Annotated in this window: 29 protein-coding genes; 13 read left to right on the top strand and 16 right to left on the bottom strand. The window is 68.9% G+C overall.

Annotated elements, in window-relative coordinates; genetic code table 11:
* Window positions 1–54: 54 nt before the first annotated feature.
* Genes ACIBK5_RS41260 through ACIBK5_RS41250 form a run of 3 tightly spaced genes read right to left on the bottom strand, consistent with a single transcriptional unit; the run spans window position 55 to window position 2,059 of the window.
* Window positions 55–1,020, bottom strand: coding sequence for a YgfZ/GcvT domain-containing protein (locus ACIBK5_RS41260; protein ID WP_399028234.1), 966 nt, complete (start codon window positions 1,018–1,020; stop codon window positions 55–57).
* 10 nt (window positions 1,021–1,030) lie between these two features.
* On the bottom strand, window positions 1,031–1,468 hold the full coding sequence (locus ACIBK5_RS41255) for a Fur family transcriptional regulator (protein ID WP_382578280.1): 438 nt from the start codon (window positions 1,466–1,468) through the stop codon (window positions 1,031–1,033).
* Window positions 1,469–1,483: 15 nt separating this feature from the next.
* Complete coding sequence (locus ACIBK5_RS41250; RefSeq protein WP_399028232.1) at window positions 1,484–2,059, bottom strand: FABP family protein; 576 nt, start codon at window positions 2,057–2,059, stop codon at window positions 1,484–1,486.
* 217 nt (window positions 2,060–2,276) lie between these two features.
* Between ACIBK5_RS41250 and ACIBK5_RS41245 the strand changes: the two genes are divergently transcribed.
* Window positions 2,277–2,639 (top strand): DsrE family protein, encoded by a 363-nt coding sequence (locus tag ACIBK5_RS41245; protein ID WP_399028230.1) that lies wholly within the window; start codon window positions 2,277–2,279, stop codon window positions 2,637–2,639.
* 16 nt (window positions 2,640–2,655) lie between these two features.
* On the opposite strand, the gene ACIBK5_RS41240 is transcribed toward ACIBK5_RS41245, so the two are convergent.
* From ACIBK5_RS41240 to ACIBK5_RS41200, 9 genes are all read right to left on the bottom strand, one after another.
* Window positions 2,656–3,042, bottom strand: a complete 387-nt coding sequence (locus ACIBK5_RS41240; protein ID WP_399028228.1) for a VOC family protein — start codon at window positions 3,040–3,042, stop codon at window positions 2,656–2,658.
* A gap of 37 nt (window positions 3,043–3,079) precedes the next feature.
* Entirely contained in the window at window positions 3,080–3,340 is a 261-nt protein-coding gene (locus ACIBK5_RS41235; protein ID WP_399028226.1) for a DUF3099 domain-containing protein, read from the bottom strand.
* 87 nt (window positions 3,341–3,427) lie between these two features.
* Window positions 3,428–3,715, bottom strand: a complete 288-nt coding sequence (locus ACIBK5_RS41230) for a DUF1416 domain-containing protein (RefSeq protein WP_003991226.1) — start codon at window positions 3,713–3,715, stop codon at window positions 3,428–3,430.
* A gap of 42 nt (window positions 3,716–3,757) precedes the next feature.
* The gene (locus tag ACIBK5_RS41225) at window positions 3,758–4,603 is read right to left on the bottom strand and encodes a sulfurtransferase (protein ID WP_399028224.1); all 846 of its coding nucleotides are present in this window, start codon (window positions 4,601–4,603) and stop codon (window positions 3,758–3,760) included.
* 133 nt (window positions 4,604–4,736) lie between these two features.
* Entirely contained in the window at window positions 4,737–4,817 is an 81-nt protein-coding gene (locus ACIBK5_RS41220; protein WP_350310325.1) for a putative leader peptide, read from the bottom strand.
* Between the two features lie 207 nt (window positions 4,818–5,024).
* Window positions 5,025–5,762: a DUF2993 domain-containing protein gene (locus ACIBK5_RS41215; protein WP_399028222.1), complete on the bottom strand. Its 738-nt coding sequence runs from the start codon at window positions 5,760–5,762 to the stop codon at window positions 5,025–5,027.
* A gap of 331 nt (window positions 5,763–6,093) precedes the next feature.
* The gene (locus tag ACIBK5_RS41210) at window positions 6,094–7,194 is read right to left on the bottom strand and encodes a hypothetical protein (protein ID WP_399028220.1); all 1,101 of its coding nucleotides are present in this window, start codon (window positions 7,192–7,194) and stop codon (window positions 6,094–6,096) included.
* Between the two features lie 2 nt (window positions 7,195–7,196).
* On the bottom strand, window positions 7,197–7,451 hold the full coding sequence (locus ACIBK5_RS41205) for a MoaD/ThiS family protein (RefSeq protein ID WP_234845559.1): 255 nt from the start codon (window positions 7,449–7,451) through the stop codon (window positions 7,197–7,199).
* A 39-nt stretch (window positions 7,452–7,490) separates the two neighbouring features.
* On the bottom strand, window positions 7,491–8,342 hold the full coding sequence (locus tag ACIBK5_RS41200) for an alpha/beta hydrolase (RefSeq protein ID WP_399028217.1): 852 nt from the start codon (window positions 8,340–8,342) through the stop codon (window positions 7,491–7,493).
* 171 nt (window positions 8,343–8,513) lie between these two features.
* On the opposite strand from ACIBK5_RS41200, the gene ACIBK5_RS41195 reads away from it, so the two are divergent.
* The 8 genes from ACIBK5_RS41195 (at window position 8,514) to ACIBK5_RS41160 (ending at window position 15,878) form a co-directional block, all read left to right on the top strand.
* On the top strand, window positions 8,514–9,293 hold the full coding sequence (locus ACIBK5_RS41195; protein WP_215120564.1) for a response regulator transcription factor: 780 nt from the start codon (window positions 8,514–8,516) through the stop codon (window positions 9,291–9,293).
* Between the two features lie 127 nt (window positions 9,294–9,420).
* Entirely contained in the window at window positions 9,421–10,443 is a 1,023-nt protein-coding gene (locus ACIBK5_RS41190) for a LacI family DNA-binding transcriptional regulator (protein WP_399028215.1), read from the top strand.
* Window positions 10,444–10,556: 113 nt separating this feature from the next.
* Window positions 10,557–11,531: a S1C family serine protease gene (locus ACIBK5_RS41185; protein WP_399028213.1), complete on the top strand. Its 975-nt coding sequence runs from the start codon at window positions 10,557–10,559 to the stop codon at window positions 11,529–11,531.
* 43 nt (window positions 11,532–11,574) lie between these two features.
* On the top strand, window positions 11,575–11,751 hold the full coding sequence (locus tag ACIBK5_RS41180) for a hypothetical protein (RefSeq protein WP_399028211.1): 177 nt from the start codon (window positions 11,575–11,577) through the stop codon (window positions 11,749–11,751).
* A gap of 99 nt (window positions 11,752–11,850) precedes the next feature.
* Window positions 11,851–12,588 carry a response regulator transcription factor gene (locus ACIBK5_RS41175; RefSeq protein ID WP_399028209.1) on the top strand — a complete coding sequence of 246 codons (738 nt, stop codon included), beginning with the start codon at window positions 11,851–11,853 and terminating at the stop codon, window positions 12,586–12,588.
* A complete protein-coding gene (locus tag ACIBK5_RS41170) occupies window positions 12,585–14,054 on the top strand; it encodes a sensor histidine kinase (protein WP_399028206.1) in 1,470 nt (489 codons plus the stop codon). Before ACIBK5_RS41175 ends, ACIBK5_RS41170 begins: the two co-directional genes overlap by 4 nt.
* 921 nt (window positions 14,055–14,975) lie before the next feature.
* Window positions 14,976–15,401: a hypothetical protein gene (locus tag ACIBK5_RS41165; RefSeq protein WP_399028205.1), complete on the top strand. Its 426-nt coding sequence runs from the start codon at window positions 14,976–14,978 to the stop codon at window positions 15,399–15,401.
* Between the two features lie 81 nt (window positions 15,402–15,482).
* Window positions 15,483–15,878, top strand: a complete 396-nt coding sequence (locus tag ACIBK5_RS41160; RefSeq protein WP_399028203.1) for a hypothetical protein — start codon at window positions 15,483–15,485, stop codon at window positions 15,876–15,878.
* A 297-nt stretch (window positions 15,879–16,175) separates the two neighbouring features.
* Here ACIBK5_RS41160 and ACIBK5_RS41155 read toward each other — a convergent pair whose 3' ends face one another.
* Window positions 16,176–16,397, bottom strand: a complete 222-nt coding sequence (locus ACIBK5_RS41155; protein ID WP_391111770.1) for a DUF397 domain-containing protein — start codon at window positions 16,395–16,397, stop codon at window positions 16,176–16,178.
* On the bottom strand, window positions 16,394–17,227 hold the full coding sequence (locus ACIBK5_RS41150) for a helix-turn-helix domain-containing protein (protein WP_399028200.1): 834 nt from the start codon (window positions 17,225–17,227) through the stop codon (window positions 16,394–16,396). The genes ACIBK5_RS41155 and ACIBK5_RS41150 overlap by 4 nt, the downstream gene beginning before the upstream one ends.
* Window positions 17,228–17,363: 136 nt before the next feature.
* Between ACIBK5_RS41150 and ACIBK5_RS41145 the strand changes: the two genes are divergently transcribed.
* From ACIBK5_RS41145 to ACIBK5_RS41130, 4 genes are all read left to right on the top strand, one after another.
* A complete protein-coding gene (locus ACIBK5_RS41145) occupies window positions 17,364–17,567 on the top strand; it encodes a hypothetical protein (RefSeq protein ID WP_399028198.1) in 204 nt (67 codons plus the stop codon).
* Window positions 17,564–17,833 (top strand): hypothetical protein, encoded by a 270-nt coding sequence (locus ACIBK5_RS41140; RefSeq protein ID WP_399028196.1) that lies wholly within the window; start codon window positions 17,564–17,566, stop codon window positions 17,831–17,833. Before ACIBK5_RS41145 ends, ACIBK5_RS41140 begins: the two co-directional genes overlap by 4 nt.
* A 124-nt stretch (window positions 17,834–17,957) precedes the next feature.
* Window positions 17,958–18,806, top strand: a complete 849-nt coding sequence (locus ACIBK5_RS41135; protein WP_399028194.1) for a hypothetical protein — start codon at window positions 17,958–17,960, stop codon at window positions 18,804–18,806.
* Between the two features lie 94 nt (window positions 18,807–18,900).
* Window positions 18,901–20,961, top strand: a complete 2,061-nt coding sequence (locus ACIBK5_RS41130; protein ID WP_399028192.1) for a pectinesterase family protein — start codon at window positions 18,901–18,903, stop codon at window positions 20,959–20,961.
* Between the two features lie 57 nt (window positions 20,962–21,018).
* Here the strand turns inward: ACIBK5_RS41130 and ACIBK5_RS41125 are convergent, their stop codons facing one another.
* Both ACIBK5_RS41125 and ACIBK5_RS41120 read right to left on the bottom strand, forming a co-directional pair.
* On the bottom strand, window positions 21,019–22,059 hold the full coding sequence (locus ACIBK5_RS41125; RefSeq protein ID WP_399028190.1) for a glycoside hydrolase family 5 protein: 1,041 nt from the start codon (window positions 22,057–22,059) through the stop codon (window positions 21,019–21,021).
* Between the two features lie 164 nt (window positions 22,060–22,223).
* Window positions 22,224–23,459 (bottom strand): DUF2993 domain-containing protein, encoded by a 1,236-nt coding sequence (locus tag ACIBK5_RS41120; protein ID WP_399028188.1) that lies wholly within the window; start codon window positions 23,457–23,459, stop codon window positions 22,224–22,226.
* Between the last annotated feature and the right edge of the window lie 25 nt (window positions 23,460–23,484).

The following is a 23,484-nucleotide window of genomic DNA, read 5'->3' as shown; positions in this document are numbered from 1 at the left end:
CAAGTCGTACGGCGCGACGACGACTTACGGCACGAAGACCTAGGGCCCGACGGCCTACGGCTCGACGACGACTTCCTGGGCCGCGGCCGTGTCCCCGGCCACCAGCGGCGCGTCCACGGCCACGTTCCGCTTCACCAGGGCGAGGGCGACCGGCCCCAGCTCGTGGTGACGGGCGGACGTCGTGATGAAACCGATCTTCCGGCCGTCGGGCCCGTCGTCAGCGAGCCGCAGCTCCGTCCCGACGGTCGGCAGATGAACCTCACTGCCGTCCAGGTGCAGGAAGACCAGCCGGCGCGGCGGCTTGCCCAGGTTCTGCACCCGGGCGACCGTCTCCTGCCCCCGGTAGCAGCCCTTCTGCAGATGCACCGCGGAGCCGATCCAGCCCAGCTCGTGCGGGATGGTGCGGTGGTCGGTCTCGAAACCGAGCCGGGGCCGGTGCTGCTCCACGCGCAGCGCCTCGTAGGCCAGGATCCCGGCCGGCGGCCCGGCCTGCTCGGCGTAGGCCTCCAGGTCGCCGCGCGGCAGGAACAGGTCCCGCCCGTGCGGCGTCTCCCGTACGACGGCCCCCTTCGGCACCTCGGCGATGGAGCCGGCCGGCAGATGCACCACCGCGGTGTCGGCCGTGCGGTCGGCGACCTCGACCCGGTAGAAGAACTTCATCGACTCCAGGTACGCGATCAGCGCCTCCTGGGTGCCCGGCTCCACATGGGCCCAGACCGTCCCGCCGTCGTCGACGAGATACAGGGCGTGCTCGATGTGGCCGTTCGCGGAGAGGATCAGCGCCTCGGTGGCCCGGCCCGCGGGGAGGTCGCTCACGTGCTGGGTGAGCAGCAGGTGCAGCCAGGCCAGCCGGTCCTCGCCGGTGACGGCGACGACGCCCCGGTGGGAGAGGTCGACGAAACCGGTGCCGTCGGCGAGGGCGCGCTGCTCGCGGAACAGGTCGCCGTAGTGGGCGGCGACGCCTTCGTCCACGCCCTCGGCGGGGACGGCGCCGGGCAGGGTCAGCAGGGGGCTCTTCATATACGTAAGCCTACGACTCGGTAGTTGAAGCCTTGAGCGCGCAGTCCTGGCACCGGCCGAAGATCGCGAAGTGCTTCATGTCGGTGTCGAAGCCGAACGTCTGCCGCAGCTTGTCGGTGAACTCGGCGGCCACGGAGACGTCCGCCTCGATGACGTTCTGGCAGTCACGGCAGACCAGGTGGAGATGGTGGTGCCGGTCCGCGAGGTGGTACGTCGGCGCCCCGTGTCCCAGATGGGCGTGGCTGACCAGTCCGAGCTCCTCCAGGAGCTCCAGGGTCCGGTAGACGGTGGAGACGTTGACCCCCGACGCCGTCTTCCTCACTTCCACGAGGATGTCGTCGGGGGTCGCGTGCTCCAGGGTGTCCACGGCTTCGAGCACGAGTTGCCGCTGCGGGGTCAGCCGGTAGCCGCGCTGCCGCAGATCACTCTTCCAGTCGGTGCTCACCACACCTCGAGTCTAGAACTACTTGAAGAAGGCGATGCCGTCGTCCGGCATGTCGTCGGGGAGGGCCTTGGCCCAGCGCTCGACCTCTTCCGGGGTGACGACCTTCTTCAGATGGGCGGACATGTAGGGGCGCAGCTCGACCTCGGGGGTCTGCTTCTCGCCGACCCACATCAGGTCGCTCTTGACGTAGCCGTAGAGCCGCTTGCCGCCGGTGTAGGGCTGGGAGGCGGCCGTGCGGGCCACGGCGTCGGTGACCAGGTCGATCTGGGGCTTCTGGTCGGCCAGCTCGCCGTACCAGATCTCGATGACGCCGTCGTCGCGGGTCATCGTCACCTCGACCTTGCGGTTCGCGTCGATGCGCCAGAAGCCGTGCTCGGACTCCAGGGGCCGGACCTTGTTGCCGTCGTTGTCCAGCACCCAGGAGTGGGAGTGGTACTCCAGGAAGTCCCGGCCGTCGTGGCTGAAGGTGACCTCCTGCCCGAAGTTGCACTTCTCGGAGCCGGGGAAGTCGTGCACACCGGCACCCGCCCAGTTGCCGAGCAGGAAGGCGAGCGGGACGAGGTCCTTGTGAAGGTCGGACGGGATCTCGATCATGGGAACTTCCTAGACGGGGGTCAGCGCTGGCCCTGGTACAGCTTCTTCACGGTCAGTCCGGCGAAGGCGAGGACGCCGACGGCGACCAGGACCAACAGGATTTCGAAGAAAAGCTCCACGGGGTGCTCCTTGAGCGGGGTGCGAATGGGTGCACAGGGCCGGAGGCCAGCTTACGCGGGCGCCTTCGGCACCTCGATTCCGGACTACGCTTCCGGCTATGGCGAAGAAGCTGGTGATCAAGGTGACGGCGGGGGCCGACGCCCCCGAGCGGTGCTCACAGGCGTTCACGGTGGCGGCGGTGGCCGTCGCCAGCGGCGTCGAGGTCTCCCTGTGGCTGACCGGCGAATCCGCCTGGTTCGCCCTGCCCGGCCGCGCCGCCGACTTCGACCTCCCGCACGCGGCCCCGCTGCCCGACCTGCTCGACTCGATCCTCGCGGCCGGCCGCGTCACGCTGTGCACGCAGTGCGCGGCCCGCCGGGAGATCACGGAGAAGGACGTCATCGAGGGTGTCCGCATCGCGGGCGCGCAGGTCTTCGTCCAGGAGTCCCTGGCGGACGACACCCAGGCGCTCGTCTACTGAGCCTGCCGAGACGCGTCTACTGAGCCTGCGGAGACGCGTCCGTGTGCAGGCAGAAGGGGTGGCCCGCCGGATCCAGGAGCACCCGGACATCGGCCTGCGGCTGGACCTCGGCGAGCCGGGCGCCCTCGGCGACGGCCCGCGCGGCCTCCCGCTCCAGGTCGTCGACCTCGATATCGAGGTGGATCATCATCTGCTGCCCCTCCCGAGCGCTCGGCCAGACGGGCGGCCGGTAGAAGGGCTCGGTCTGGAAGGACAGTCCCGTACCGCCGTCGGGCGGCCGGATGTGCACCCAGTCCTGCCAGTCCTCCCCACGCCACACCCGCCAGCCGGGCAGCAGCCGGAGATAGAAGTCCGCCAGCACGCGCGCGTCCGGCGCGTCCAGAGTCGCCGCTGTCAGTCTCATGGAGCCGGGATACCCGCCGCACGCGAGAGGACGCCGGTCACCTCGGCCGCTTCTTGCCGTCCAGCTCGTCCCACCACTCGTCGGACTGGGGATCCCCGGACGGGTCGTCCCACCAGCGGTCGTCGGGCCCGCGCCGGTTCGCGACCATGGCCGCCACGGGCGGAATGACCATGGCGACCACACACATCCCGACGGCGACGGGGATCGACCACAGCCGAACAACACCCCAGGCCAGAACGAAGAGCCCGATGCAGAGGCCCATCATCGCGAAGTACGTCCGCCGCCGTCGTGCGTACATACGTCCAGCGTAGATCCGGGCACGCCGAAGGGCCGCACCCCAGGCGTCCAACCCGGGGGGTGCGGCCCCTCCTGCGCACTGTCGCCGTCAGACGGCGATCGCGACCTCCGCCAGTCCGCCCTGCTGGGCGACGACCGTGCGGTCGGCGGTGGCGCCGGGCACGAGGGCGCGAACGGTCCAGGTGCCCTCGGCCGCGTAGAAGCGGAACTGTCCGGTCGCCGAGGTCGGCACCTCGGCCGTGAACTCGCCGGTCGAGTCCAGCAGACGGACGTAGCCCACCACGGGCTCGCCGTCCTTGGTCACCTGACCCTGGATCGTGGTCTCACCGGGCTTGATCGTCGAGGCGTCGGGGCCGCCGGCCTTCGCTCCACACATGTCGTTCTCCTGAAGGGGGTGATGAAAGGTCGGTCGGAGGTCTTACTTGTTGGCGCCGAGCTCGATCGGCACGCCCACCAGGGAGCCGTACTCGGTCCAGGAGCCGTCGTAGTTCTTGACGTTCTCCACACCGAGCAGCTCGTGCAGCACGAACCAGGTCAGCGCGGAGCGCTCACCGATGCGGCAGTAGGCGATGGTGTCCTTGGCCAGGTCGACCTGCTCCTCGGCGTAGAGCTCCTTGAGCTCGTCGTCCGACTTGAAGGTGCCGTCGTCGTTGGCGTTCTTGGACCACGGGATGTTCCGGGCGCTCGGCACGTGGCCGGGGCGCTGGGACTGCTCCTGCGGCAGGTGGGCCGGGGCGAGCAGCTTGCCGGAGAACTCGTCGGGCGAACGCACGTCGACCAGGTTCTGCGAACCGATGGCCGCCACGACGTCGTCGCGGAAGGCGCGGATGGCCGTGTTCTGGGCCTTGGCCTTGTAGTCCGTCTTCGGACGCTCGGGCACCTCGTCGCCGGCGACGAGCTCGCGCGCGTCGAGCTCCCACTTCTTGCGGCCGCCGTCGAGAAGCTTGACGTTGTCGTGGCCGTACAGCTTGAAGTACCAGTACGCGTACGAGGCGAACCAGTTGTTGTTGCCGCCGTACAGGACCACCGTGTGGTCGTTGCCGATGCCCTTGTCCGACAGGAGCTTCTCGAAGCCCTCCTGGTCGACGAAGTCACGGCGGACCGGGTCCTGAAGGTCGTCGGTCCAGTCGATGCGGATCGCGTTCCTGATGTGGTTCTTGTCGTACGCGGACGTGTCCTCGTCCACCTCGACGATCGCGATGCTCGAGTCGTCCAGGTGCTCCTGAAGCCAGTCGGCGTCTACCAGGACGTCGCTGCGGCTCATGCTCTTTCTCCTCCGGGGCAGTTACGGCGGGGCGTGCGAGGTATGCGGGCGCGCCCATGACGAGGGCGGCGCACGGGTGCCCTTGATCCAGGGCGGCGGGGATGCGCGCGTCGGAGCAGGCCGACGCGGTCGCTCAGAAGGTGCGACAGAGCATGGCGGCGACGCGGCACAGGTCTACTGCCCGCCGCTTCGTGAGATCCGCCTGTCGCTTCATGCCGTCGATCGTAGGGACGGTCGGGCACGCGTGTCACCGGTGTGTCGCATATTGAGACGCAAAGATCCGCCATATGGGATCAGCGACCTGTCCGTGCGTCTCCCGCACGGCTCCGGCCGCCCTGCACTCGCCGTCACATCTACGCTACGGACTCCGCCGTCTCGCCCACCGGACAGCCCTGGTCGCTGCGGCCGCCTCGGGCCTTCCCTACCCGGCCAGCCGGACGTTGGAACCCTTCACCGTGATCTCCACGCCGTTCGGCGCCGCCTGGACGTTGTCCAGCTGGATGCCGCCGGGCAGGCCGTCGATCTTCTGCTGGAAGTCGGTGATGGCCCGGACGCGGGACTCGGCGATGTCGACGCCGCCGAACTTGGGCAGGCCGTCGGCCTTGACCCGGACTTCGCCGTCGACCACCGTCACCGAGCTGAGCACGGATACCGGCTCGGGCAGCTTGGTGCCGAGGACGGTGGCCTCGACGGTGACCTTGATCTTGCCGTTGCCGCCGTCGGAGAGGCCCACGACGTTGGCGGTGACGCCCGGGGCGACCTGGGTCGGCTCGGACTTCGCCGTCTTCAGCAGTTCGTCGTAGGCGATGGTCGCGGTGCCGGTGGCGCTGGTGGCGGTGGCGGAGCTGTAGTCGCCGGAGAACTCGACGCCCTGCATGTCGGCCTTGAGGTCGTCGATCCGGATCTTCTGGCCGCCGTTGCCCGCGGCGGCCTCGTAGTCCTGGATGCCGACCTCGATGTCGTCCAGGGAACCGCCGGCGACCTGGATGAGGAACGGGAAGCCCTTGATGGAGACGTCGGGGGTCGCCGAGAGGTTCTCCGTCGTCTTCAGGCGGTCGGCGGCCTCGTCCTCGGCGAAGTTCACCGCGACGCGGTCGGCGATCACGAAGAGCCCGCCCAGGATCACGACGACGATCAGCAGTATTCGCAGTGCGCGCATGCGGTGTTTTCCCCCACCTCGGCGGTTGGACGGCGGTCCGTTCCCTGACGACCGGGTGGCCGCCCAAGCGTGAGGGTAACTCCGTGGGATGTGAGCGCCCGGGATTTGTCGATCATCTGTGACAGGCAGGAGCTGTGCGTCGGTGCTGGGGCCCGGGGGGGGGTGGGTGCGCAGCCCGGCGGAGCGGGGTGCCGCTGCGCCCACCCGTGCCGCCCCTAGCGGCACGCATGCCCGCAGCGGGGGGGGGCGGCGCGCATGCCGGCGGGGGGGGCGGCGCGCATGTCGGCGGCTAGGGGGCGGGCGTCTGGTACCCGTCAACGCCCCGCAGGCGCTAGGCCAGGGCCCGGCCCAACAGGTAGACCGCTGGGGCCGCGGCGGAGAGCGGCAGGGCCACGCCTGCCGTGAAGTGGACGAAGCGGGACGGGTAGTCGTAGCTGGCGACCCGGTGGCCGATCAGCGCGCAGGCACCCGCGCCCGCTCCCAGCAGGGCGCCCGGCGTGCCGAGCCCCGTCATCGCGCCGGCCGCGACACCCCCGCCCGCCGCCGCGAGCATCGCCACCACCACGGACGCCGGCGTCGGCAGCGGCAGGGCACGCGCCAGGACCGCGACGGCCACCGCGACCGCTCCCACCGTCACCGCGTCCGCGTCGGCCGCGAGATAACCACCTGCCACGATCGCCAGCGCCGAGGCCGCGACCGTCGCCATCAGGCCGTACATCCGCTCGTCCGGGTCGGCGTGCGACCGCAGCTGGAGGACCAGTGCGAGCAGCACCCACACCCCGAGCGTGCCGAGGATCGCCGACGGCGAGCGGTCCGACACCAGCAGCGCCGCGTCCGCGGCCAGCGCCCCCGCGAAGCCCAGCGCGATGCCCTGCCGCGCCGGCCACATCCCGTTCAGCCGGAACCAGCCCGCCGCGGTGACGGCCTGGAGGGCGACGAGGGGAACCAGCAGCGCGTACGTGCCCACGGCCGCGGCACCCGCGAGCAACAGCCCGAGCAGTGCCGTCAGCGCGGCCGGCTGCATCCCCGGCTCGATGATCGGCGACCGCCCCTCCGCCCGCGCCCGCTGCGCGTCCGTGACGCGCGTGTTCCCGCCGACGGTGGCGGGCCCGTACCCCGTATCGGGATCCGGAGCGGGGGCGGGGGCGGGAGCCTCGCCTGCCTCGCCGGGAGCCGGAGCCCCGTACCCCTGCGGCGGCAGATACGCCGTCTCCTCCGCCGCCGTCACCGGCTGGTGCGTCTGCGTCTCCCAGGTCTGCCCCTGCCACTGCTGGGTGTCCTGCGGGTGTTGCGGGTGCTGGGGGTGTTGCGGGTGCTGGGGGTACTGCCGGCCGGCGTACGGATCGCCGTACGGCTGCTGCCCGGGCCACGCCTGCGGCTGCTGCGGCTGCTGCCCGTAGGGGTCGTAGCCCTCGTGCGGCTGGTTGCTCATCGTCATCCTCCTGCGAACGGCGGGAGCACCTCGACCGTGCCGCCGTCGGCCAGCCGTACCGTCTCATGTCCGCGGGTGCCCACGGGGTCACCGTCGACGAGGAACGAGCATCGCCGCAGGACACGCTCGAGTTCGCCGGGGTGTCGCTCGCGCACCCCGTCGAGCGCCTCGGCGAGCGTGACCGCCTCGTACGGCTCCTCGGCCACCCCGGCCGCGGCCTTGGCGGCGGCCCAGTAGCGCACCGTGACCTTTGGCATCTGCTTCCTCAATGAAACTCGACGGTGAACTCCGTCAGGCTAGCCCGCCCGGCCGGCGCCCCACGCCGCGATCCGGGCCAGCAGCTCACCGCTCGCCGCGTGCTCGGCATGCCCCATGCCCGGCTCCACCCACAGTTCGCCCTGGTCACCGGCGGCCGCAGCCAGCATGCGGGGGTGGTCGAGCGGGAAGTAGCCGTCGGCGTCGCCGTGCACGATCAGCAGGGGTGTGGGCGCGATCCTCGCCGCCGCCTCCACGGGGGAGAGGGGGACCGGGTCCCAGTCCCGGTGGTGGATGCGCGTACCGAAGCCGTACCGGCTCACCGCCCGCCCCTCGGGCCGCGTCACCAGCCAGTGCAGCCGGCGCATGGGAGCCGTCCCCCGGTAGTACCAGCGGGCGGGCGCGCTGACGGACACCACCGCGTCCGTGTCCTCCTCGTACAGCGCCGCGTGCCGCAGCACCACTGACCCGCCCATGGAGAACCCCACCGTCGCCACGCGCGCGTGCCCGAGTTCCCGGGCCCACTCCACGGCCACCGCGAGGTCGAGGACCTCCCGGTCCCCGACCGTGGACCGCCCGCCGGACGCCCCGTGCCCCCGGAAGGAGAAGGTGACGACGGCCCCGTGCCGGGCGAACGCCTCGGCCACCCGCCGCACGTGAGGCCGATCCACGGCACCGGTGAAGCCGTGGGCGACGACGAACACGGGATGAGCGGAAGGCGTCCCGGAGGCGTCGTATACAGCGGTACCCGGGTCGTATACGGCATCGATCGTCACGCCGTCGGCAGTCCGCAAAAAGGTCCGCACGGCAGTCCGCACAGGCGTTCTGCCAGTCGTCTCGGAGTTCGGACGCACGGTGGAACGCGCCACATGACCTGCCCGACCAGAGCTCATGTGGGCTATTCTGCTGGGCAGAGGACTCGGGCAGCGACGCCCCCGGGTCCTTTTGTGCTTTCGGAAGCGTTGTATACGAAGCGGGAAACCGCAGGTGTACGGGCCTTCGGGATCGCAGAGCTGTGCTGTACCAACAAACGTCCTCGCAGGGACCGAGGAGGAACCAGACATATGAGTTCTCTGCTGCTCCTGACCAACGCCCTCCAGCCGTCGACGGAGGTGCTCCCCGCCCTCGGCCTGCTCCTGCACAACGTGCGAGTGGCCCCCGCGGAGGGCCCCGCGCTCGTCGACACCCCGGGTGCCGATGTCATCCTCGTCGACGGCAGGCGCGACCTGCCGCAGGTCCGCAGCCTGTGCCAGCTGCTGCGGTCGACCGGACCGGGCTGCCCGCTGATCCTCGTCGTCACGGAGGGCGGCCTCGCCGCCGTCACCGCGGACTGGGGCATCGACGACGTCCTGCTCGACACCGCCGGCCCGGCGGAGGTCGAGGCCCGGCTGCGGCTGTCCATGGGACGGCAGCAGATCGTCAGCGACGACTCCCCGATGGAGATCCGCAACGGCGACCTGTCGGTCGACGAGGCGACGTACTCGGCCAAGCTCAAGGGCCGCGTCCTCGACCTGACCTTCAAGGAGTTCGAGCTCCTGAAGTACCTCGCCCAGCACCCCGGCCGGGTCTTCACCCGCGCCCAGCTGCTGCAGGAGGTGTGGGGCTACGACTACTTCGGCGGTACGCGCACGGTCGACGTGCACGTACGACGCCTGCGCGCCAAGCTCGGACCCGAGCACGAGTCGCTGATCGGCACCGTCCGGAACGTCGGTTATCGATTCGTTACGCCGGAGAAGGTGGAGCGCGCCGCCGAGGAGGCGAAGGCGAAGGCGGCCAAGGCAAAGCAGGACAGTGCGGACAAGTCGGCCGCCCTGGAGGCCGCCGAGGCACGCGCCAAGGCGTAAGAGGCGTATCGCGGTGCCCACCTGGGCATCGCTTTCCGCAACGGGTCCCCCGGACGGCGGTCGGGATATCGCACAGAACCTCCTTTACGCCCTGCCCAGAGCGGGTATATCCGCGTAGACTCCGCGCGTGGCCAAGGTGACTCGGGATGATGTGGCGCGGCTGGCAGGGACTTCCACTGCCGTGGTCAGCTATGTCATCAACAACGGACCCCGGCCGGTCGCCCCGGCCACGCGCGAGCGTGTACTCGCCGCGATCAAGGAACTGGGGTACCGGCCCGACCGAGTGGCCCAGGCCATGGCGTCCCGGCGTACGGATCTCATAGGTCTGATCGTGCCGGACGCGCGCCAGCCCTTCTTCGGGGAGATGGCGCACGCGGTCGAACAGGCCGCGTCCGAGCGCGGAAAGATGGTGCTGGTCGGCAACTCCGACTACATCGGCGAGCGCGAGGTCCACTATCTGCGGGCCTTCCTCGGTATGCGCGTCTCGGGGCTCATCCTCGTCAGCCACGCGCTCAACGACCTGGCGGCCGCCGAGATCGAGGCCTGGGACGCCCGGGTGGTGCTGCTGCACGAGCGGCCCGAGTCCATCGACGACGTCGCCGTCGTCACCGACGACCTCGACGGCGCCGAACTCGCCGTACGGCACCTGCTGGAGCACGGACACGAGTACGTCGCCTGTATGGGCGGCATCGCGGAGACCCCCGTGGTCGGCGACCCGGTCTCCGACCACGTCGAGGGCTGGCGCCGCGCGATGGCCGAGGCCGGGATCTCCACGGAGGGCCGCCTCTTCGAGGCCCTCTACAACCGCTATGACGCCTACCAGGCCGCCCTGAAGATCCTCTCCGGCCCCGAGCGGCCGCCCGCGATCTTCTGCTCCACCGACGACCAGGCGATCGGCCTGCTGCGGGCGGCGCGCGAGCTGCGCATCGACGTCCCCGGCGAGCTGGCGGTGGCCGGGTTCGACGACATCAAGGAGGCGGCGCTCGCCGACCCGCCCCTGACCACGGTGGCCTCCGACCGCCCGGCGATGGCCCGGGCCGCGGTGGACCTCGTCCTCGACGACGGTCTGCGGGTCGCGGGCGCGCGGCGGGAGCGGCTGAAGGTGTTCCCGTCCAGGTTGGTGACGCGGCAGTCCTGCGGCTGCGCATAGCCTCCGGCGGCTGAGCAGCGGCAGGGCGCCTTTATATCGGGCATACGAGGTTCTGTCGGGCTTCTCAGAGAGCACTCAGGAAGCTCTCATGGTCGGGCGACAAGCTCTGAGACATGACCGAGAGCATGTACTCCCAGCATGGATCCTCTCCTGTGAACCCCGAGTGGCCGCCTCCGCCGGCCCACCCGCCGGTGCAGCCGGCCCCGCACAAGAAGCGCCGGGGGCCGGTGGCCCTGCTCGCCGCCGTGGCGATCGTCGCCGCGGCGATAGGCGGCGGCACCGCCTACGGCATCCAGGAGCTGACCGGCAACGACACCGTCACCTCCAGCTCCACCAGCACCAACGTGGTGCCGTCCAGCCAGAAGGGCACGGTCTCCGGGGTCGCCAAGGCAGTCAGCCCGAGCATTGTCGAGATCAGTGCCGACTCCAACGCCGGGTCCTCCACCGGCTCCGGCGTGATCATCACGGGCGACGGCGAGATCGTCACCAACAACCACGTCGTCGCCGGTGCCTCGCAGATCAAGGTGACGACCAACGACGGCAAGTCCTACACCGCCAAGGTCGTCGGCACCGACAGCAAGAAGGACCTGGCGCTGATCAAGCTGGAGAACGCCTCCGGCCTGAAGACCGCGACGCTCGGCGACTCGGCCGGGGTCGGGGTCGGGGACCAGGTCGTGGCGATCGGCTCCCCCGAGGGCCTGACCGGCACCGTCACCAGCGGCATCATCTCCGCCCTCGACCGGGACGTCACGGTCTCCACGGACGAGAGCCAGGGCCAGGAGCAGGGGCAGGGCCAGCAGGGCGGCGAGTGGCCGTTCGAGTTCGGCGGTCGGGAGTTCAACGGCGACACCGGCTCGGACACCACGACGTACAAGGCGCTCCAGACCGACGCGTCCCTCAACCCGGGCAACTCCGGCGGCGCGCTGATCGACATGAACGGCAACATCATCGGGATCAACTCCGCGATGTACTCGGCGGCGGGCGCGTCCTCGTCCGCGGCGGCGGGCAGCGTGGGCCTGGGCTTCGCGATCCCGATCAACACCGTCAAGGCCGACCTCGCGAAGCTGCGGGCCGGTTCCACGGAATGAGCTTGTTCGGAATGAGCTTGTTCACGGAATGAGGAGCAGGGCGATGATCCAGCAGGTCGAACACACGGAGTCCGGCGGCGATCCGGCCGGGGTCGGGCTGGCCCTGGCGGTGGCGTACGAACTGCACGCGCCGACGGGACGGGCACCCGAGGTGGCGGCGGCGACGGCGCGGCGCGCGAGCCGGTCCGCCGCAGCCCGACGCCGCACCGTAAGGGGCTGACGCTTCCTCCCGGCGTCACCCGCGGTCATGCGAGGCTGAGAACGTCAGACAGCCCAGCCCCGCCCCGCCCTCCCCTTCACACCCGAGGACCCCGAGCCCATGAGCCCCGCAGACGGCGACCGTGACCCCCAGCGCATCCTGATCGTCGACGACGAGCCGGCGGTACGCGAAGCACTCCAGCGCAGTCTCGCCTTCGAGGGATACGGGACCGAGGTCGCCGTCGACGGCGCGGACGCGCTGGTGAAGCACGCGGCGTACCGGCCCGACCTGGTCGTGCTCGACATCCAGATGCCCCGCATGGACGGCCTGACCGCCGCGCGCCGCATCCGCTCCACCGGCGACACGACGCCCATCCTGATGCTCACGGCCCGTGACACCGTCGGCGACCGGGTCACGGGCCTCGACGCGGGCGCCGACGACTACCTGGTCAAGCCCTTCGAACTGGACGAACTCTTCGCCCGCATCCGTGCCCTGCTGCGCCGCAGCTCCTACGCGGCGGCCGTGGGCGCGGGCACCCCGGAGGACGAGGACGCGCTCACCTTCGCCGACCTGCGCATGGACCTCGCGACGCGCGAGGTCACCCGGGCCGGCCGCCGGGTGGAGCTGACCCGTACGGAGTTCACGCTCCTGGAGATGTTCATGGCACACCCGCGCCAGGTCCTCACGCGGGAGCAGATCCTGAAGGCGGTCTGGGGCTTCGACTTCGAGCCGTCGTCGAACTCCCTCGACGTCTACGTCATGTACCTGCGCCGCAAGACCGAGGCGGGCGGCGAACCGCGCCTCGTCCACACGGTGCGGGGTGTCGGATACGCACTGCGGGCGGGCGGCGCGGAGTGAACAAGGTCGTACGCCGGTTCCGCTCCCTGCCGATCCGGTCCCGACTGGCGCTGCTGGTGGCGGCGGCGGTGGCGTTCGCGGTGGCGGCGGTGTCGGTGACGTGCTGGTTCATCGTGCAGGGGAAGTTGTACGACCAGGTGGACGATGACCTGCAGTCGTCGTTCCGCACGATTCAGGCGGACGAGTTCGACGCGCTGACGAAGGCGTGCCCGCAGAACCCGTCGAACACGCTCGGCGGGGCGCCGCGGCCGCAGACCTACGCGCAGGTGGTCAGGACCGACGGCAAGGTCTGCCGCTTCAGCAGCCTCATGCCCCAGGTGAATGTGACGAGCGGCGACAAGGACGTGGCCAAGAACCCCGACTACCGGACGGCCGTCCTGCGCAACGGCACCGACAGCGACGGTAATTCGGTGCGCGTGCTGACCACGGCGGTGGTCGTGAAGGACGGCCCGTTCGAGCAGGGCCTGGCCGCCGACTACGCGCTGGTCATCGCCGTTCCGCTCAAGGGAACGGAGTCCACGCTCAACGAACTGGCGCTGATCCTGCTGCTGGTGTCGGGCGTAGGGGTGTTCGGCGCGGGAGCGGCCGGCCTCACGGTCGCCAGGGCGGGTCTCCGCCCGGTCGACAAACTCACGGAAGCCGTCGAGCACGTGGCCCGCACGGAGGACCTGGACATCCGCATCCCGGTGGACGACGACAGCGACGACGAGGTGGCCCGCCTCTCCCGCTCGTTCAACTCGATGGCCTCGGCCCTGGCCAGCTCGCGAGAACTCCAGCAACAGCTCATCGCGGACGCCGGCCACGAACTCCGCACCCCTCTCACCTCACTCCGCACCAACATCGAACTCCTCACCCGCAGCGAGGAGACGGGCCGCCCCATCCCCGAGGCCGACCGCAAGGCCCTGCTCGCCTCGGTGAAGGCCCAGATGACGGAACTGGCCGCACTCATCGGCGCCCTCCAGGAACTCTCCCGCCCCGACACCGGCCAGCACTCGGCACGGACCCAGATCGTCGCGTGGCAGGACACCGTCGAGTCGGCCCTGCGCCGCGCCCGGCTGCGCGGCCCGGAGCTGACGATCACGGCGGACATCCAGCCCTGGTTCGTCCGGGCGGAACCCTCAGCGCTGGAACGGGCGGTGGTCAACATCCTCGACAACGCGGTGAAGTTCAGCCCGGAGTCCGGCACGATCGAGGTCCGTCTCGCCTCAGGCACCCTCACCGTCCGCGACCACGGCCCGGGCATCCCCGCCGACGAACTCCCCCACGTCTTCGACCGCTTCTGGCGCTCCCCCAGCGCACGCGCCCTGCCGGGCTCGGGCCTGGGCCTGTCGATCGTGGCCCGCACGGTGCAGCAGGCAGGCGGCGAGGTGTCCCTGTCCCACGCCGAGGGCGGCGGCACGGTGGCGACGGTACGGCTGCCGGGGGCGTCGGTACCACCGCCGGAGGACCCTCCCCCCTCGGCCTGACGCCCCGGAAAGCCGGGTGGCCACACCACGTGTGCGACCAACGGCCCAATGCCTTGCCGCCCGGCGTCAGCGAGGCGCGAGCGCGCAACCTCCTCGCCGAGCGGCCACGCAGCCGACCCTGAGGTCCATCTGCCTGGCCAACCGCCTTTCCGGGCCGCTCGCTCGCTTCTCTCCCGTGCTGGAACGGCCTGGGTCAAGGGTCGGCCGGAGGCCGATCGCCGAAGGCGACGCGAAGCGCCCTTGATGCAGGCCGTGGAGGCACGACACTGCCAAAGAAGCGGGCGGCCCCGACAGTTACCTGGTGACGCGCGTACGGATCAACGCCTACGCAAGCTCCGCTACGTCTCTGCTGGAGCCACCTCACAAGGGCCGGATCATGATCCTGTTACGAGCTCTCGCAGGGAGCGGTGGCCGGGCAACCACCAGAGGTCACGAGTGGTCAGCCGAGGAAGAAGCTGCCGCAAGGCGAGCAGAGTCGTTCACCCTCCTCTTCCCGGGCATGCGTGGATTGATCCAATGCCCGAAACACTACAAATGGGCAACTTCGCTGGAAAATGAGGCTAATGCAACCAAGATACCGGGACGGAAAGATCGTGACGCACTTCACATTCCATACGGAGCGTGAGCGGAATAGATTACTCCGTCACCCATCTTGCCCCCTTAATCCCATTCTTAGATAACCGCGAATACATCAGGTCGCCAGCAGTAAGCGAGGCTTGACCGGCAAAGTGCCGTAAACACTGGTCGAGAATGAACGCCCGGGATACAGTCCTGATCACCGCTGGTAATTGTCCATCGCATTGCATGTCTGTGCGAGGACAGGATTCGCGCGCCATGAATAGGGGGTTCCGGCGCATAGCGAGATCCAACGGTTTGGTGTTCGGTGAGACCCAACGACTCAATGGCCCAATGGGGAGAAAAATGATTCGCAAGCTGCGCATGCGCCATCTTGCAACTGCGGCAATCGCCATGCCCGCCGCAATGATACTCGCCTCCGGTACTGCACAAGCCGCCGGAAACACGACCCTCGTCTACACGGCTGATGGGGGCAGCATTATGGGCGGAAAGGCGATCTTGTTTGGCAACTCAAGCCCGGAAAGACTTCAGGCCTGCGATACAGAGACGGATGGCCACAGCGTCATCGCCACGGTGACGTGGAACAATCACGGCCCTCACGGTGCGGAAATCGTGGACTCCGATGGATCGTCCGATTTCTGCGACAACAAGCCCGGGAACATAAAGATAGTGCAGATACCGGAGGGAGCCGGGTACGTGGTTACGGCGTGCCTTTACGAGTCGGGATCCAAGAAGAAGTGGGCCTGCGCCTCCAAGTCCGGCGCGGCGTGATCAAAAGCCTCTCCACGGGTGTCAACTCAGACGCGCCCAGCTAAAGCGCGCACTCATCACTGAAACAAGAAAGGAACGACTATGGTTAAACCGTTCACCCGGATTGCAGTTGCCGGCGCCTCCCTCGCCTTGGTCTACGCTGGATCTACGCCGGCCTGGGCTGCGGATGTGGGAGTTCAGTGGGAAAACAAGGTGATATCCCTTTCTGCTGGGCGAGGCGACATGGCCTTCCACGACGATGGTGACGTCTTCGAGGTCTGTGACACCAAAGCGGATGGCGCGGGTGTCACTGGCTCTGTGTACGAGAGGGACCCCGTAACGCTGAATGTCAAGAAGGTCCGGTCCGTCAGTGATGGTGGAGACGCCGGCTGCGGCAAGATCAGCGACTACGACGTCGGCAGATGGCGGATTTACATGCTCCTTGACAGCCATGCTGCTGGTGTCCCCTCCGTAAAATCAGAGTGGTTCGGCGAGTAAGCCACCAAGCAGGTCAACCAGCGTGCCCCAGAGCATTTCTGGTACACCATCTAGCGGGAGATGTGGCTGAAGACCCAGAGCGTCGACAGAGGTCCGAACGGGCATCGGCCATCGGATGTGTGATGGGGTTCGCAATTCTGGTGGCAGCGGTCGCATGGACCCAGTCGCCCTCTCGTCCGGTGCCGACCGTTGCCGCCGCTGTCTGATTGCTCGACGAGCTGCCACAAAGTCGTGTGCTCTGCCGTAGCTCTACCATGGCGACACCACAACCCCAGGGCCTACCGTCCCCGCCCGTTTTCACCGGTCGGTGTGGACAGACCTCCCGGCCTTGACGCCGACCAGGAACGACATCCAAGGGCTCGCGCCGAACACGAGTATCGGGCTGTGGGGGAGCTTGCTGTCGCGGACCGGGAGTATGCCGGGGTGGCCGTCGGCGACCTCCAGGCAGTTGGTCTGCCCTCCATCGCTGTAGGACGACTTTCGCCACACGGCGGTACTGAGGTCGAGGGTTCGGTTCATGATCTGCACTCCTCCAAGAGACGCTTGATGAACACTGTCGACTCCTCCGGAGTCAGCGCCGCGTCCCTGACGAGATCGTAGGACCAGCGGAAGGACAAGACCTTGTCCGGGTCGTCGATCAACTCGCCGAAGCTGTTGCCTTCCACGTAGGCAACGGGGTCTCCGACTCGTTGCCACAACAGCGTGAGGTGGCTGTTCATGAGGTCGTGAACGCCTGCCGCGTGAGGCAGCACCTGAAGGGCGACCGATGGCAACTCGGCCGCATCCAGCAAGCGCGACAACTGGTCGGCCCACACCTTCGCATCGGGCACGGGACGTCGAAGCGCCCCCTCGTCCAGGATCACGCGGATGCTGGGCGCCGGGTCGCGGTAGAGCAACTCCTGTCGCCCCATGCGCAAGGCCACCTGTTCCTCGATCTCCTCGCTGTTGCCAGCCGTTGTCTGGGCTCTGGACAACCCTGACAACACCGTGCGGGCATACTCTTCGGTCTGCAACAGCCCAGGCACCGCCAGCTGGAACATCCACATGACCCGAGCCGTCGCCTCCAGCTCCATGAACGCCTTGTACTTGTCCTTGATGACCTCCTTGCGCGCGTCCCGCCACAGGCGAAGAAGCAGGTCACCGGACTCGTAGTAGCTGTCAAGGTCCTCCATGACCGACCGCTTGGAAAGCCGCTCCCCCTTCTCCAGGCGGAAGAGATAGCTCTTGTCGTACGCCGTCTCCGCCGACAGCTGCGCAAGCGTCTTGCCTGCCTTCTCCCGCAGGAACCGCAGAGTCCGTCCGAGCTCAGCTCGCCTCGACTCCCGCTTTTCGTCAATGAATTCGCCCATGTCACCCCTCCCCGTTGCCTGGCGCCCAGACAACGCCAGCCCTCTTCCGGAGCGTACGCGCGAGCCGTAACCATCGGGGCACGAACGGTAATCACCGCTCGTCAACCCCTGCCTGCCTCCCCGGAGGGACACCCCTGTGCGCCTACGCCTCCGCGCCGCCGAACTCTGCGAGTCCCTGCTCCTCACCCTCGTACGACTCCTGCTGCCCGCCCGAGGGCGTCATCGAGCCGCCACGGAGTCCCCGCCCCCGCGCATCCCTCAGCCCCTCCACGTAGAGCCCCTCCTCATGGACACCCCGTTGGTGCGGCCCTACCTCCGTGACCTGGAGATCTACGCATGAGGCTGCTCCCCTGGACCGGCGACGACGGCAAGGCCTGTTACCTGTCCACCGACGCCCCCCACAGCCGCCTCTCACAGCTCGCCGATGACGTCGAGGCCGCTCAACTCGCCTCCGCCGAGCAGGTGCTCGCGGGCGCCAGGGCCGTACTCGCAGACGCCAAGGCCGGTGAACGCGCCGTGCGTTTCGCGCTGACGAGGGCCGTGGAGTCCCTGGGAGACGTGCTGCGCGTCGCGGTCAGCCGTGGCGGCGACGCCGACGCCCGATAAAGCGGGACATGACAACCAGCCAGCTGTCAATGTCCTGTCGTACCCACCAGTACCGCAAACACCCGCACCCGTTCTGACATCTTCACTGCCGTCACAGAACGACAAGCAGGAGTGAGCGACCCCCATGCGTCTCATTCGTAAGTCAACTCTCAAGAAATGCGGCCTTGTTGCCGCCTCCACCGCCCTCGCCGCAACCGGTCTGCTGGCCGGCGCGGGTCCCGCCTCCGCCGGGCCCGCCGGGGCGACCAACATCCGGGGTGTCGACCCCGGTGACACCGACCGGATGATCGAGCGGCTGTGCGGTCAGGAGACGAGCCTGACCGGTGTCTACGGTGCCCTCAACGTCGACACCGGTGAGTTCAAGACCCGCGACGAGTACCTGCGGGACGTCTTCGGGCTGTGGAAGCCCGCCGGGCCGTGGGAGCTGTTCCGCGGCTGGTGCGGATACGCCGAGGCCTCGACCTGGTCCATCAAGGGCGACACCGTCCGGACGTCCCGGTGGATCGGCAACAAGGGCTCCGCCGACGACAAGGAGACCTTCGTCAGCAGCTACAGCACCAAGACGTTCGCGAAGAAGAGCGTCGGCGGCACCATCAGCCTCTCCCTCGCCAAGAGCATCTTCTCCGGAACCGTGGGCGGCAGCGCCGGGTACGAGTGGGGCTGGGAGAAGGAGTCCAAGTTCGAGACCCGGAGCGAGAAGACCGTTCCGCCGTGCCGGCAGGTCGCCGTGACCTGGACGCCGTACCAGCGCGTGGTGCGGGTGAACCCCGTCTTCCAGGTCGAGGACTACCAGTGGGACAAGGGCGACGGGGAGAGGACCGCGCACAGCTGGCGGGACCGGGGTTACCAGACGATCTACTCGCACGGGTACTACATCGACGGCATCTCCGACAAGCTGCTCCCCAGCGGCCAGCCCGACGGCCGTGAGGACAAGGTCGAGGAGAAGCTCGATCCCAACTCCTGCACCAAGTAACTCCAGCACCAAGTAGGGCACCTAGCCCGGCAACCTTTCCGTGTGGGGCGGCGACTGCTCAGCGGTCATTCCCCCACACGGATCGGATCGCCGTATGAGTGAGCCGCGCAGCAAGGCCCGTCACCGTCACCGCAGAAGCCGCACCGCCCTGGCCGTCACGGTCCCCCTCGCCCTGACCGCCGCCGGCACCCTCGCCTACGGCTCCGACCTCGGCGTCCTCGGCGGCACGGGCCGGCAGGCCTCCGCCGCCACCCCGGCCTGGGCAGCCGACACCGCCGACGGGTTCGCCTCCGTCAACTCCCTCGGGCAGAACGGGACGTACGGCGGGCGGGACGGCAAGACCGTCACGGTGAAGACGCAGGCCGAGCTGGAGAAGTACGCCACCGCCGCCGAGCCGTACGTCATCGTCGTCGCCGGGACCATCAACATGAACCCGGTCGGCAAAGAGATCAAGGTGCAGTCCGACAAGACCATCGTGGGCCAGGGGACTTCCGGGCACATCGTCGGCGGTGGGTTCTTCCTCGGGTCCGGCGTGCACAACGTGATCATCCGGAATCTGACCATCCGGGATGCCTACCAGGGCATCTGGAACGACAAGGACCACGACTTCGACGCCATCCAGATGGACGGCGCCCATCACATCTGGATCGATCACAACGATCTGCGGCACATGGCCGACGGGCTCATCGACGTCCGCAAGGACTCGACGAACGTCACCGTCTCCTGGAACAAGCTGAGCGACAACAACAAGACCTTCGGCATCGGCTGGACCGAGAACGTCAAGACCGACATCACGATCCACCACAACTGGATCCGCGAGACCGAGCAGCGCAATCCGTCCACGGACAACGCCGCGCACGCGCACCTCTACAACAACTTCCTCGAGGACGCGTCGGGCACCTCCATCAAGTCGTCGTACGGCAACTACTCGCGCGGCGCGACGAAGATGGTCCTGGAGAACTCCTACTTCCAGGGCATCAAGAACCCCGTCATCAAGGACAGCGGCGCCGCGATCGTGCAGCGCGGGAGCGTCTTCTCCGGGACCAGTGGAAGGAACGAGAGCGGCGGGACGGCCTTCGATCCGAAGGCCTACTACCGGTACACGCTCGACCAGGCCGCCGACGTCCCGGCCATCCTCCGGTCCGGGGTCGGGCCCCGCGCCTCCATCGGGACGACGGCCACCACCAAGGCCGCCGCGGCGACGACCCTGACCGTCGCGGCGGACGGCAGCGGGCAGTACCGCACCGTGCAGGCCGCCGTGAACGCCGTACCGGCGAACAATCCCGCCCGCGTGGTCATCGCCGTGAAGCCGGGGACGTACCGGGAACTCGTGAAGGTGCCGTCCAACAAGCCGCACGTCACCATCCAGGGGACCGGCGGCAGCCGCAAGGACACGACGATCGTCTACAACAACGCGGCCGGTACGCCCAAGCCCGGCGGCGGTACGTACGGCACCGGCGGGAGCGCCACCGTCGCCGTCGAGGCCGACGACTTCCAGGCCCGGAACCTGACCATCTCCAACGACTTCGACGAGAAGGCCAACCAGAGCCTCAGCGGGCATCAGGCCGTCGCCCTGCGGACCGCCGCCGACAAGGTGTTCCTGGACGGGATCATCGTCAGCGGCGACCAGGACACGCTGCTCGTCGACACCGCCGCCAAGGACAAGCTCGGGCGCGTCTACGTCAGCAACTCCTACGTCGTCGGCAACGTCGACTTCATCTTCGGGCGGGCCACGGCCGTCGTCGACAAGTCCGTCATCACGCTGAAGAAGCGGTGGGACGGGACGTCCGCCGGTTACGTCACGGCGCCGAGCACCGCCGCCAACCGCAAGGGCATCCTGATCGCCAACTCCACGGTGAACGGCGATGTGTCGAACGGCAGCTTCTACCTCGGCCGGCCCTGGCACGCGGGTGGGGACGCTTCCCTCGATCCGCAGACCACCGTCCGGAACACGAGCCTCAGCTCCGCGATCAAGTCCACGCCGTGGACCGACATGAGCGGCTTCTCGTGGAAGGACGACCGGTTCGCCGAGTACAAGAACAGCGGGGCGGGGGCGGGGAGTGCGAGCAGCAACCGGCCGCACCTGAGCGATGCGCAGGCCGCCGGCCAGGAGGTCGCGGACTGGCTCGCGGGCTGGACGCCCTCGGCGTCCTGAGAACTCCCTTCCGGGTTCGGCTGACAAGCGGCGCCGAACCCGGAAGGGGCACCAGCCCTACTTCTTCGTCTTCCAGGCGTAGTGCAGCCGGTCCAGGCCGCTCTGGTTGTTCACCTTCAGGCTGAGCTTCGTGCCCGTGCCCTGGAGCGTGGTGAGGGAGTAGGTGTCACCGTTGCGCAGGCCGGGCCAGTAGACCGAGCCGAGGCCCAGCTCCCGGATGGTGTCGGTCGCGGCCTGGATGTAGGCGATCTCGTTGGAGGTGCCGACCGGGCCGTTGTAGTCCAGGCCGGTGGTCATGGAGGCGCCGAACTCGTCGAGGATCGTGCGCGAGGCGCAGTCCCCGATGCGCGACTTGAAGTCCGCCTTCCACTGGTCGACGCTGGTCCAGTCGGTGTGCCAGAAGCCGTAGTTGTGCAGGGCCAGGCGGGTGCCCTTGAGGCGCGGGTCGGCGCAGACCGGCTTGACGTCCTCGCTGTACTTGTAGCCGCCGATCAGGATCCGGTCGCGGGGTATGAAGCGGTGGGTGTTCACCCACTGCGCGGCGATGTCGGTCCACTCCTGGGCGGTGTAGCCGAACGGCTCGTTCATCGGCTCGAAGTGCACCTTGGAGTTGTGGGCGTAGGAGGTGGTGATCCGCGCCCACATGCGGTCCCAGGAGGCCTGGTCGTCGATCTTGCCGTCCTTGGCGTTGTCGGCCTCCCAGTAGCCCAGGATGACCTTGAAACCCTTGGCGGTGGCGGCGTCGATCGCGGCCCGGTACGACTTCCAGAACGGGCCGTTCACCGAGGTCGGGTTCACCGGGAGCCGGACCGTGTTGGCGCCGAGCTTGGAGAAGCCGGTGACGATCGCCTTCGACTTGGCGTAGGTGGTGGCGTAGCTGTCGGTGGTGGACAGGCCCGAGGGCACGACCGCGTCGTCGGCGTAGTTGTCGCGCGGGTCGGCCCAGTTGACGCCCTTGAAGTCGCTGACCGGCGGCGGCGTGGCAGGTCGGTGGGCGGGTGAGGCGGCAGCGGGGGAGGCGAGCGCTCCGCCGAATGCCGTGACGCAGGCCAGCAGCGCCCCCACGCAAGCTGTCCCGCGATGGTTCCTTTGAGACACGACATCCCCTTCTGAGCATGTGCGAAGGCGAGCAGCCCGCAGCAGGACCGCCGCCGGACCGCTCAGTGGAGCACGAAACTAGAAGGGGACTCGAACAGAGGTCAACACTTCTGCACACAAAGTTTCACCCAGGGATGGGCCCGGAGCCTGGGAGTCGGTGCGGATCAGCCGCCCACCGACAGTCCCGAGCCCGACAGCCGCACCCTGATGCCGTCCTCCTCGACCCGTACGTCCTCCAGCTGTACGTCCCCCTGCTCCGGCTTGGGCAGTTCGAACGCCAGGGCGAGGCGGTCGGCCAGGACCGGGCGGGTCAGGCCGGACAGCTCGCCGAGCAGGTCGGGGTCGAGGCCCAGGCGCTTGAGCACCTCGGGGTTGTTCAGGGCCAGGTCGATGAGGTTGAGGCGTTCGGCCTGGCGGGCGAAGCGCGGAGAGCCGGTCAGCTCGGCGAGCTTGCCGTCGTCGGCCAGGGCCTCGTTCACGGTCGCCTCGGGCACGCCCATGCGCTGCACGATGGCCGGGACCGACAGCAGCGCCTTGGCCTTCTGGGTCTCCCGCGCCAGGTCGGCGGAGGCCTTGGGCGTCAGATGCAGCCCCTCCGAGGCCCGCTTGCCGGGGCGGTAGGTGGCCAGGTCGCCGATGTCCAGGCGCATGCCGCCGATCTCCGTGGCGATGCCCCGCTCCCCCTGCCGCTGGATCCGGGCCTCGGCCCGCAGCTTCAGGTTGTGCCCGGCGACCGGCAGGGTGCCGCGCGCCCGCACCCGGTCCCGGCCCTCTCCGGTGAACGTCACCTGGGAGGCGCCGAGTTCGCGGTTGAGATCCTCGAAGGACAGCATGACGTCCCCGTCGAACCGGGGGACGTCGGCGCCGCGCACGGAGGTCAGGCCGTCGGCGTTCAGCCGTACGTCATGGGCCGTGGCCGACACCTTGGCCAGCGAGACCCGGTCGGCGGCGACGTCCGGGACGGTCACCTTCACCGACTCCAGCCGCTTGTCGGCGAGCTGGGTGAGGAAGGGGAAGCCGCCGATCTCCACCTCGGGCGCGGCGGCCAGGTCCAGGCGGTCCTTGAGGGTGTCCGCGGCCTTGTGCTCGGCGTACAGCACCGCCCAGCGGTCACCGAGGGCGGCGAACGAGGCGAGAACGACCAGGCCCACCACCGCCTTCACCGCGAGCGGCAGCCCGGCGAAACGATTCTTTCGCCGTCGGCCGCCACGGCGGTGGTCGGGCGGCGACCACTCCGGCTCCTGCTCGTCCCGCTGCTCGGCGTCCTCGCCGAGGAAGTCCTGCAGAGGGGTCGCCTCCAGAGGCCCGTCGTCGAGTGCGCCGAGTTCGTCGTAAGGGTTGTGGGGCTGTTCGGAGCGGTCGTCGGGATGGTGCGTGTCTATGCGGTGGGGGGTGCGCATCGTCTCATCCGACCATGCGCACCGC

Source organism: Streptomyces sp. NPDC050546 (assembly GCF_044457425.1).
In the GTDB taxonomy this organism is placed as follows: Bacteria; Actinomycetota; Actinomycetes; order Streptomycetales; family Streptomycetaceae; genus Streptomyces.
Note: the sequence above shows the minus strand (reverse complement) of the source record. Positions and strands in the feature narration are given on the sequence as shown.

What these genes read in the sequence shown, in the direction of transcription:
- ACIBK5_RS41260 (WP_399028234.1), bottom strand. Translation starts at nt 1,020, where the DNA reads ATGAAGAGCCCCCTGCTGACCCTGCCCGGCGCCGTCCCCGCCGAGGGC.
- ACIBK5_RS41250 (WP_399028232.1), bottom strand. Translation starts at nt 2,059, where the DNA reads ATGATCGAGATCCCGTCCGACCTTCACAAGGACCTCGTCCCGCTCGCC.
- ACIBK5_RS41245 (WP_399028230.1), top strand. Translation starts at nt 2,277, where the DNA reads ATGGCGAAGAAGCTGGTGATCAAGGTGACGGCGGGGGCCGACGCCCCC.
- ACIBK5_RS41240 (WP_399028228.1), bottom strand. Translation starts at nt 3,042, where the DNA reads ATGAGACTGACAGCGGCGACTCTGGACGCGCCGGACGCGCGCGTGCTG.
- ACIBK5_RS41235 (WP_399028226.1), bottom strand. Translation starts at nt 3,340, where the DNA reads ATGTACGCACGACGGCGGCGGACGTACTTCGCGATGATGGGCCTCTGC.
- ACIBK5_RS41230 (WP_003991226.1), bottom strand. Translation starts at nt 3,715, where the DNA reads ATGTGTGGAGCGAAGGCCGGCGGCCCCGACGCCTCGACGATCAAGCCC.
- ACIBK5_RS41225 (WP_399028224.1), bottom strand. Translation starts at nt 4,603, where the DNA reads ATGAGCCGCAGCGACGTCCTGGTAGACGCCGACTGGCTTCAGGAGCAC.
- ACIBK5_RS41220 (WP_350310325.1), bottom strand. Translation starts at nt 4,817, where the DNA reads ATGAAGCGACAGGCGGATCTCACGAAGCGGCGGGCAGTAGACCTGTGC.
- ACIBK5_RS41215 (WP_399028222.1), bottom strand. Translation starts at nt 5,762, where the DNA reads ATGCGCGCACTGCGAATACTGCTGATCGTCGTCGTGATCCTGGGCGGG.
- ACIBK5_RS41210 (WP_399028220.1), bottom strand. Translation starts at nt 7,194, where the DNA reads ATGAGCAACCAGCCGCACGAGGGCTACGACCCCTACGGGCAGCAGCCG.
- ACIBK5_RS41205 (WP_234845559.1), bottom strand. Translation starts at nt 7,451, where the DNA reads ATGCCAAAGGTCACGGTGCGCTACTGGGCCGCCGCCAAGGCCGCGGCC.
- ACIBK5_RS41200 (WP_399028217.1), bottom strand. Translation starts at nt 8,342, where the DNA reads ATGAGCTCTGGTCGGGCAGGTCATGTGGCGCGTTCCACCGTGCGTCCG.
- ACIBK5_RS41195 (WP_215120564.1), top strand. Translation starts at nt 8,514, where the DNA reads ATGAGTTCTCTGCTGCTCCTGACCAACGCCCTCCAGCCGTCGACGGAG.
- ACIBK5_RS41185 (WP_399028213.1), top strand. Translation starts at nt 10,557, where the DNA reads ATGACCGAGAGCATGTACTCCCAGCATGGATCCTCTCCTGTGAACCCC.
- ACIBK5_RS41180 (WP_399028211.1), top strand. Translation starts at nt 11,575, where the DNA reads ATGATCCAGCAGGTCGAACACACGGAGTCCGGCGGCGATCCGGCCGGG.
- ACIBK5_RS41175 (WP_399028209.1), top strand. Translation starts at nt 11,851, where the DNA reads ATGAGCCCCGCAGACGGCGACCGTGACCCCCAGCGCATCCTGATCGTC.
- ACIBK5_RS41165 (WP_399028205.1), top strand. Translation starts at nt 14,976, where the DNA reads ATGATTCGCAAGCTGCGCATGCGCCATCTTGCAACTGCGGCAATCGCC.
- ACIBK5_RS41160 (WP_399028203.1), top strand. Translation starts at nt 15,483, where the DNA reads ATGGTTAAACCGTTCACCCGGATTGCAGTTGCCGGCGCCTCCCTCGCC.
- ACIBK5_RS41155 (WP_391111770.1), bottom strand. Translation starts at nt 16,397, where the DNA reads ATGAACCGAACCCTCGACCTCAGTACCGCCGTGTGGCGAAAGTCGTCC.
- ACIBK5_RS41150 (WP_399028200.1), bottom strand. Translation starts at nt 17,227, where the DNA reads ATGGGCGAATTCATTGACGAAAAGCGGGAGTCGAGGCGAGCTGAGCTC.
- ACIBK5_RS41140 (WP_399028196.1), top strand. Translation starts at nt 17,564, where the DNA reads ATGAGGCTGCTCCCCTGGACCGGCGACGACGGCAAGGCCTGTTACCTG.
- ACIBK5_RS41135 (WP_399028194.1), top strand. Translation starts at nt 17,958, where the DNA reads ATGCGTCTCATTCGTAAGTCAACTCTCAAGAAATGCGGCCTTGTTGCC.
- ACIBK5_RS41130 (WP_399028192.1), top strand. Translation starts at nt 18,901, where the DNA reads ATGAGTGAGCCGCGCAGCAAGGCCCGTCACCGTCACCGCAGAAGCCGC.
- ACIBK5_RS41120 (WP_399028188.1), bottom strand. Translation starts at nt 23,459, where the DNA reads ATGCGCACCCCCCACCGCATAGACACGCACCATCCCGACGACCGCTCC.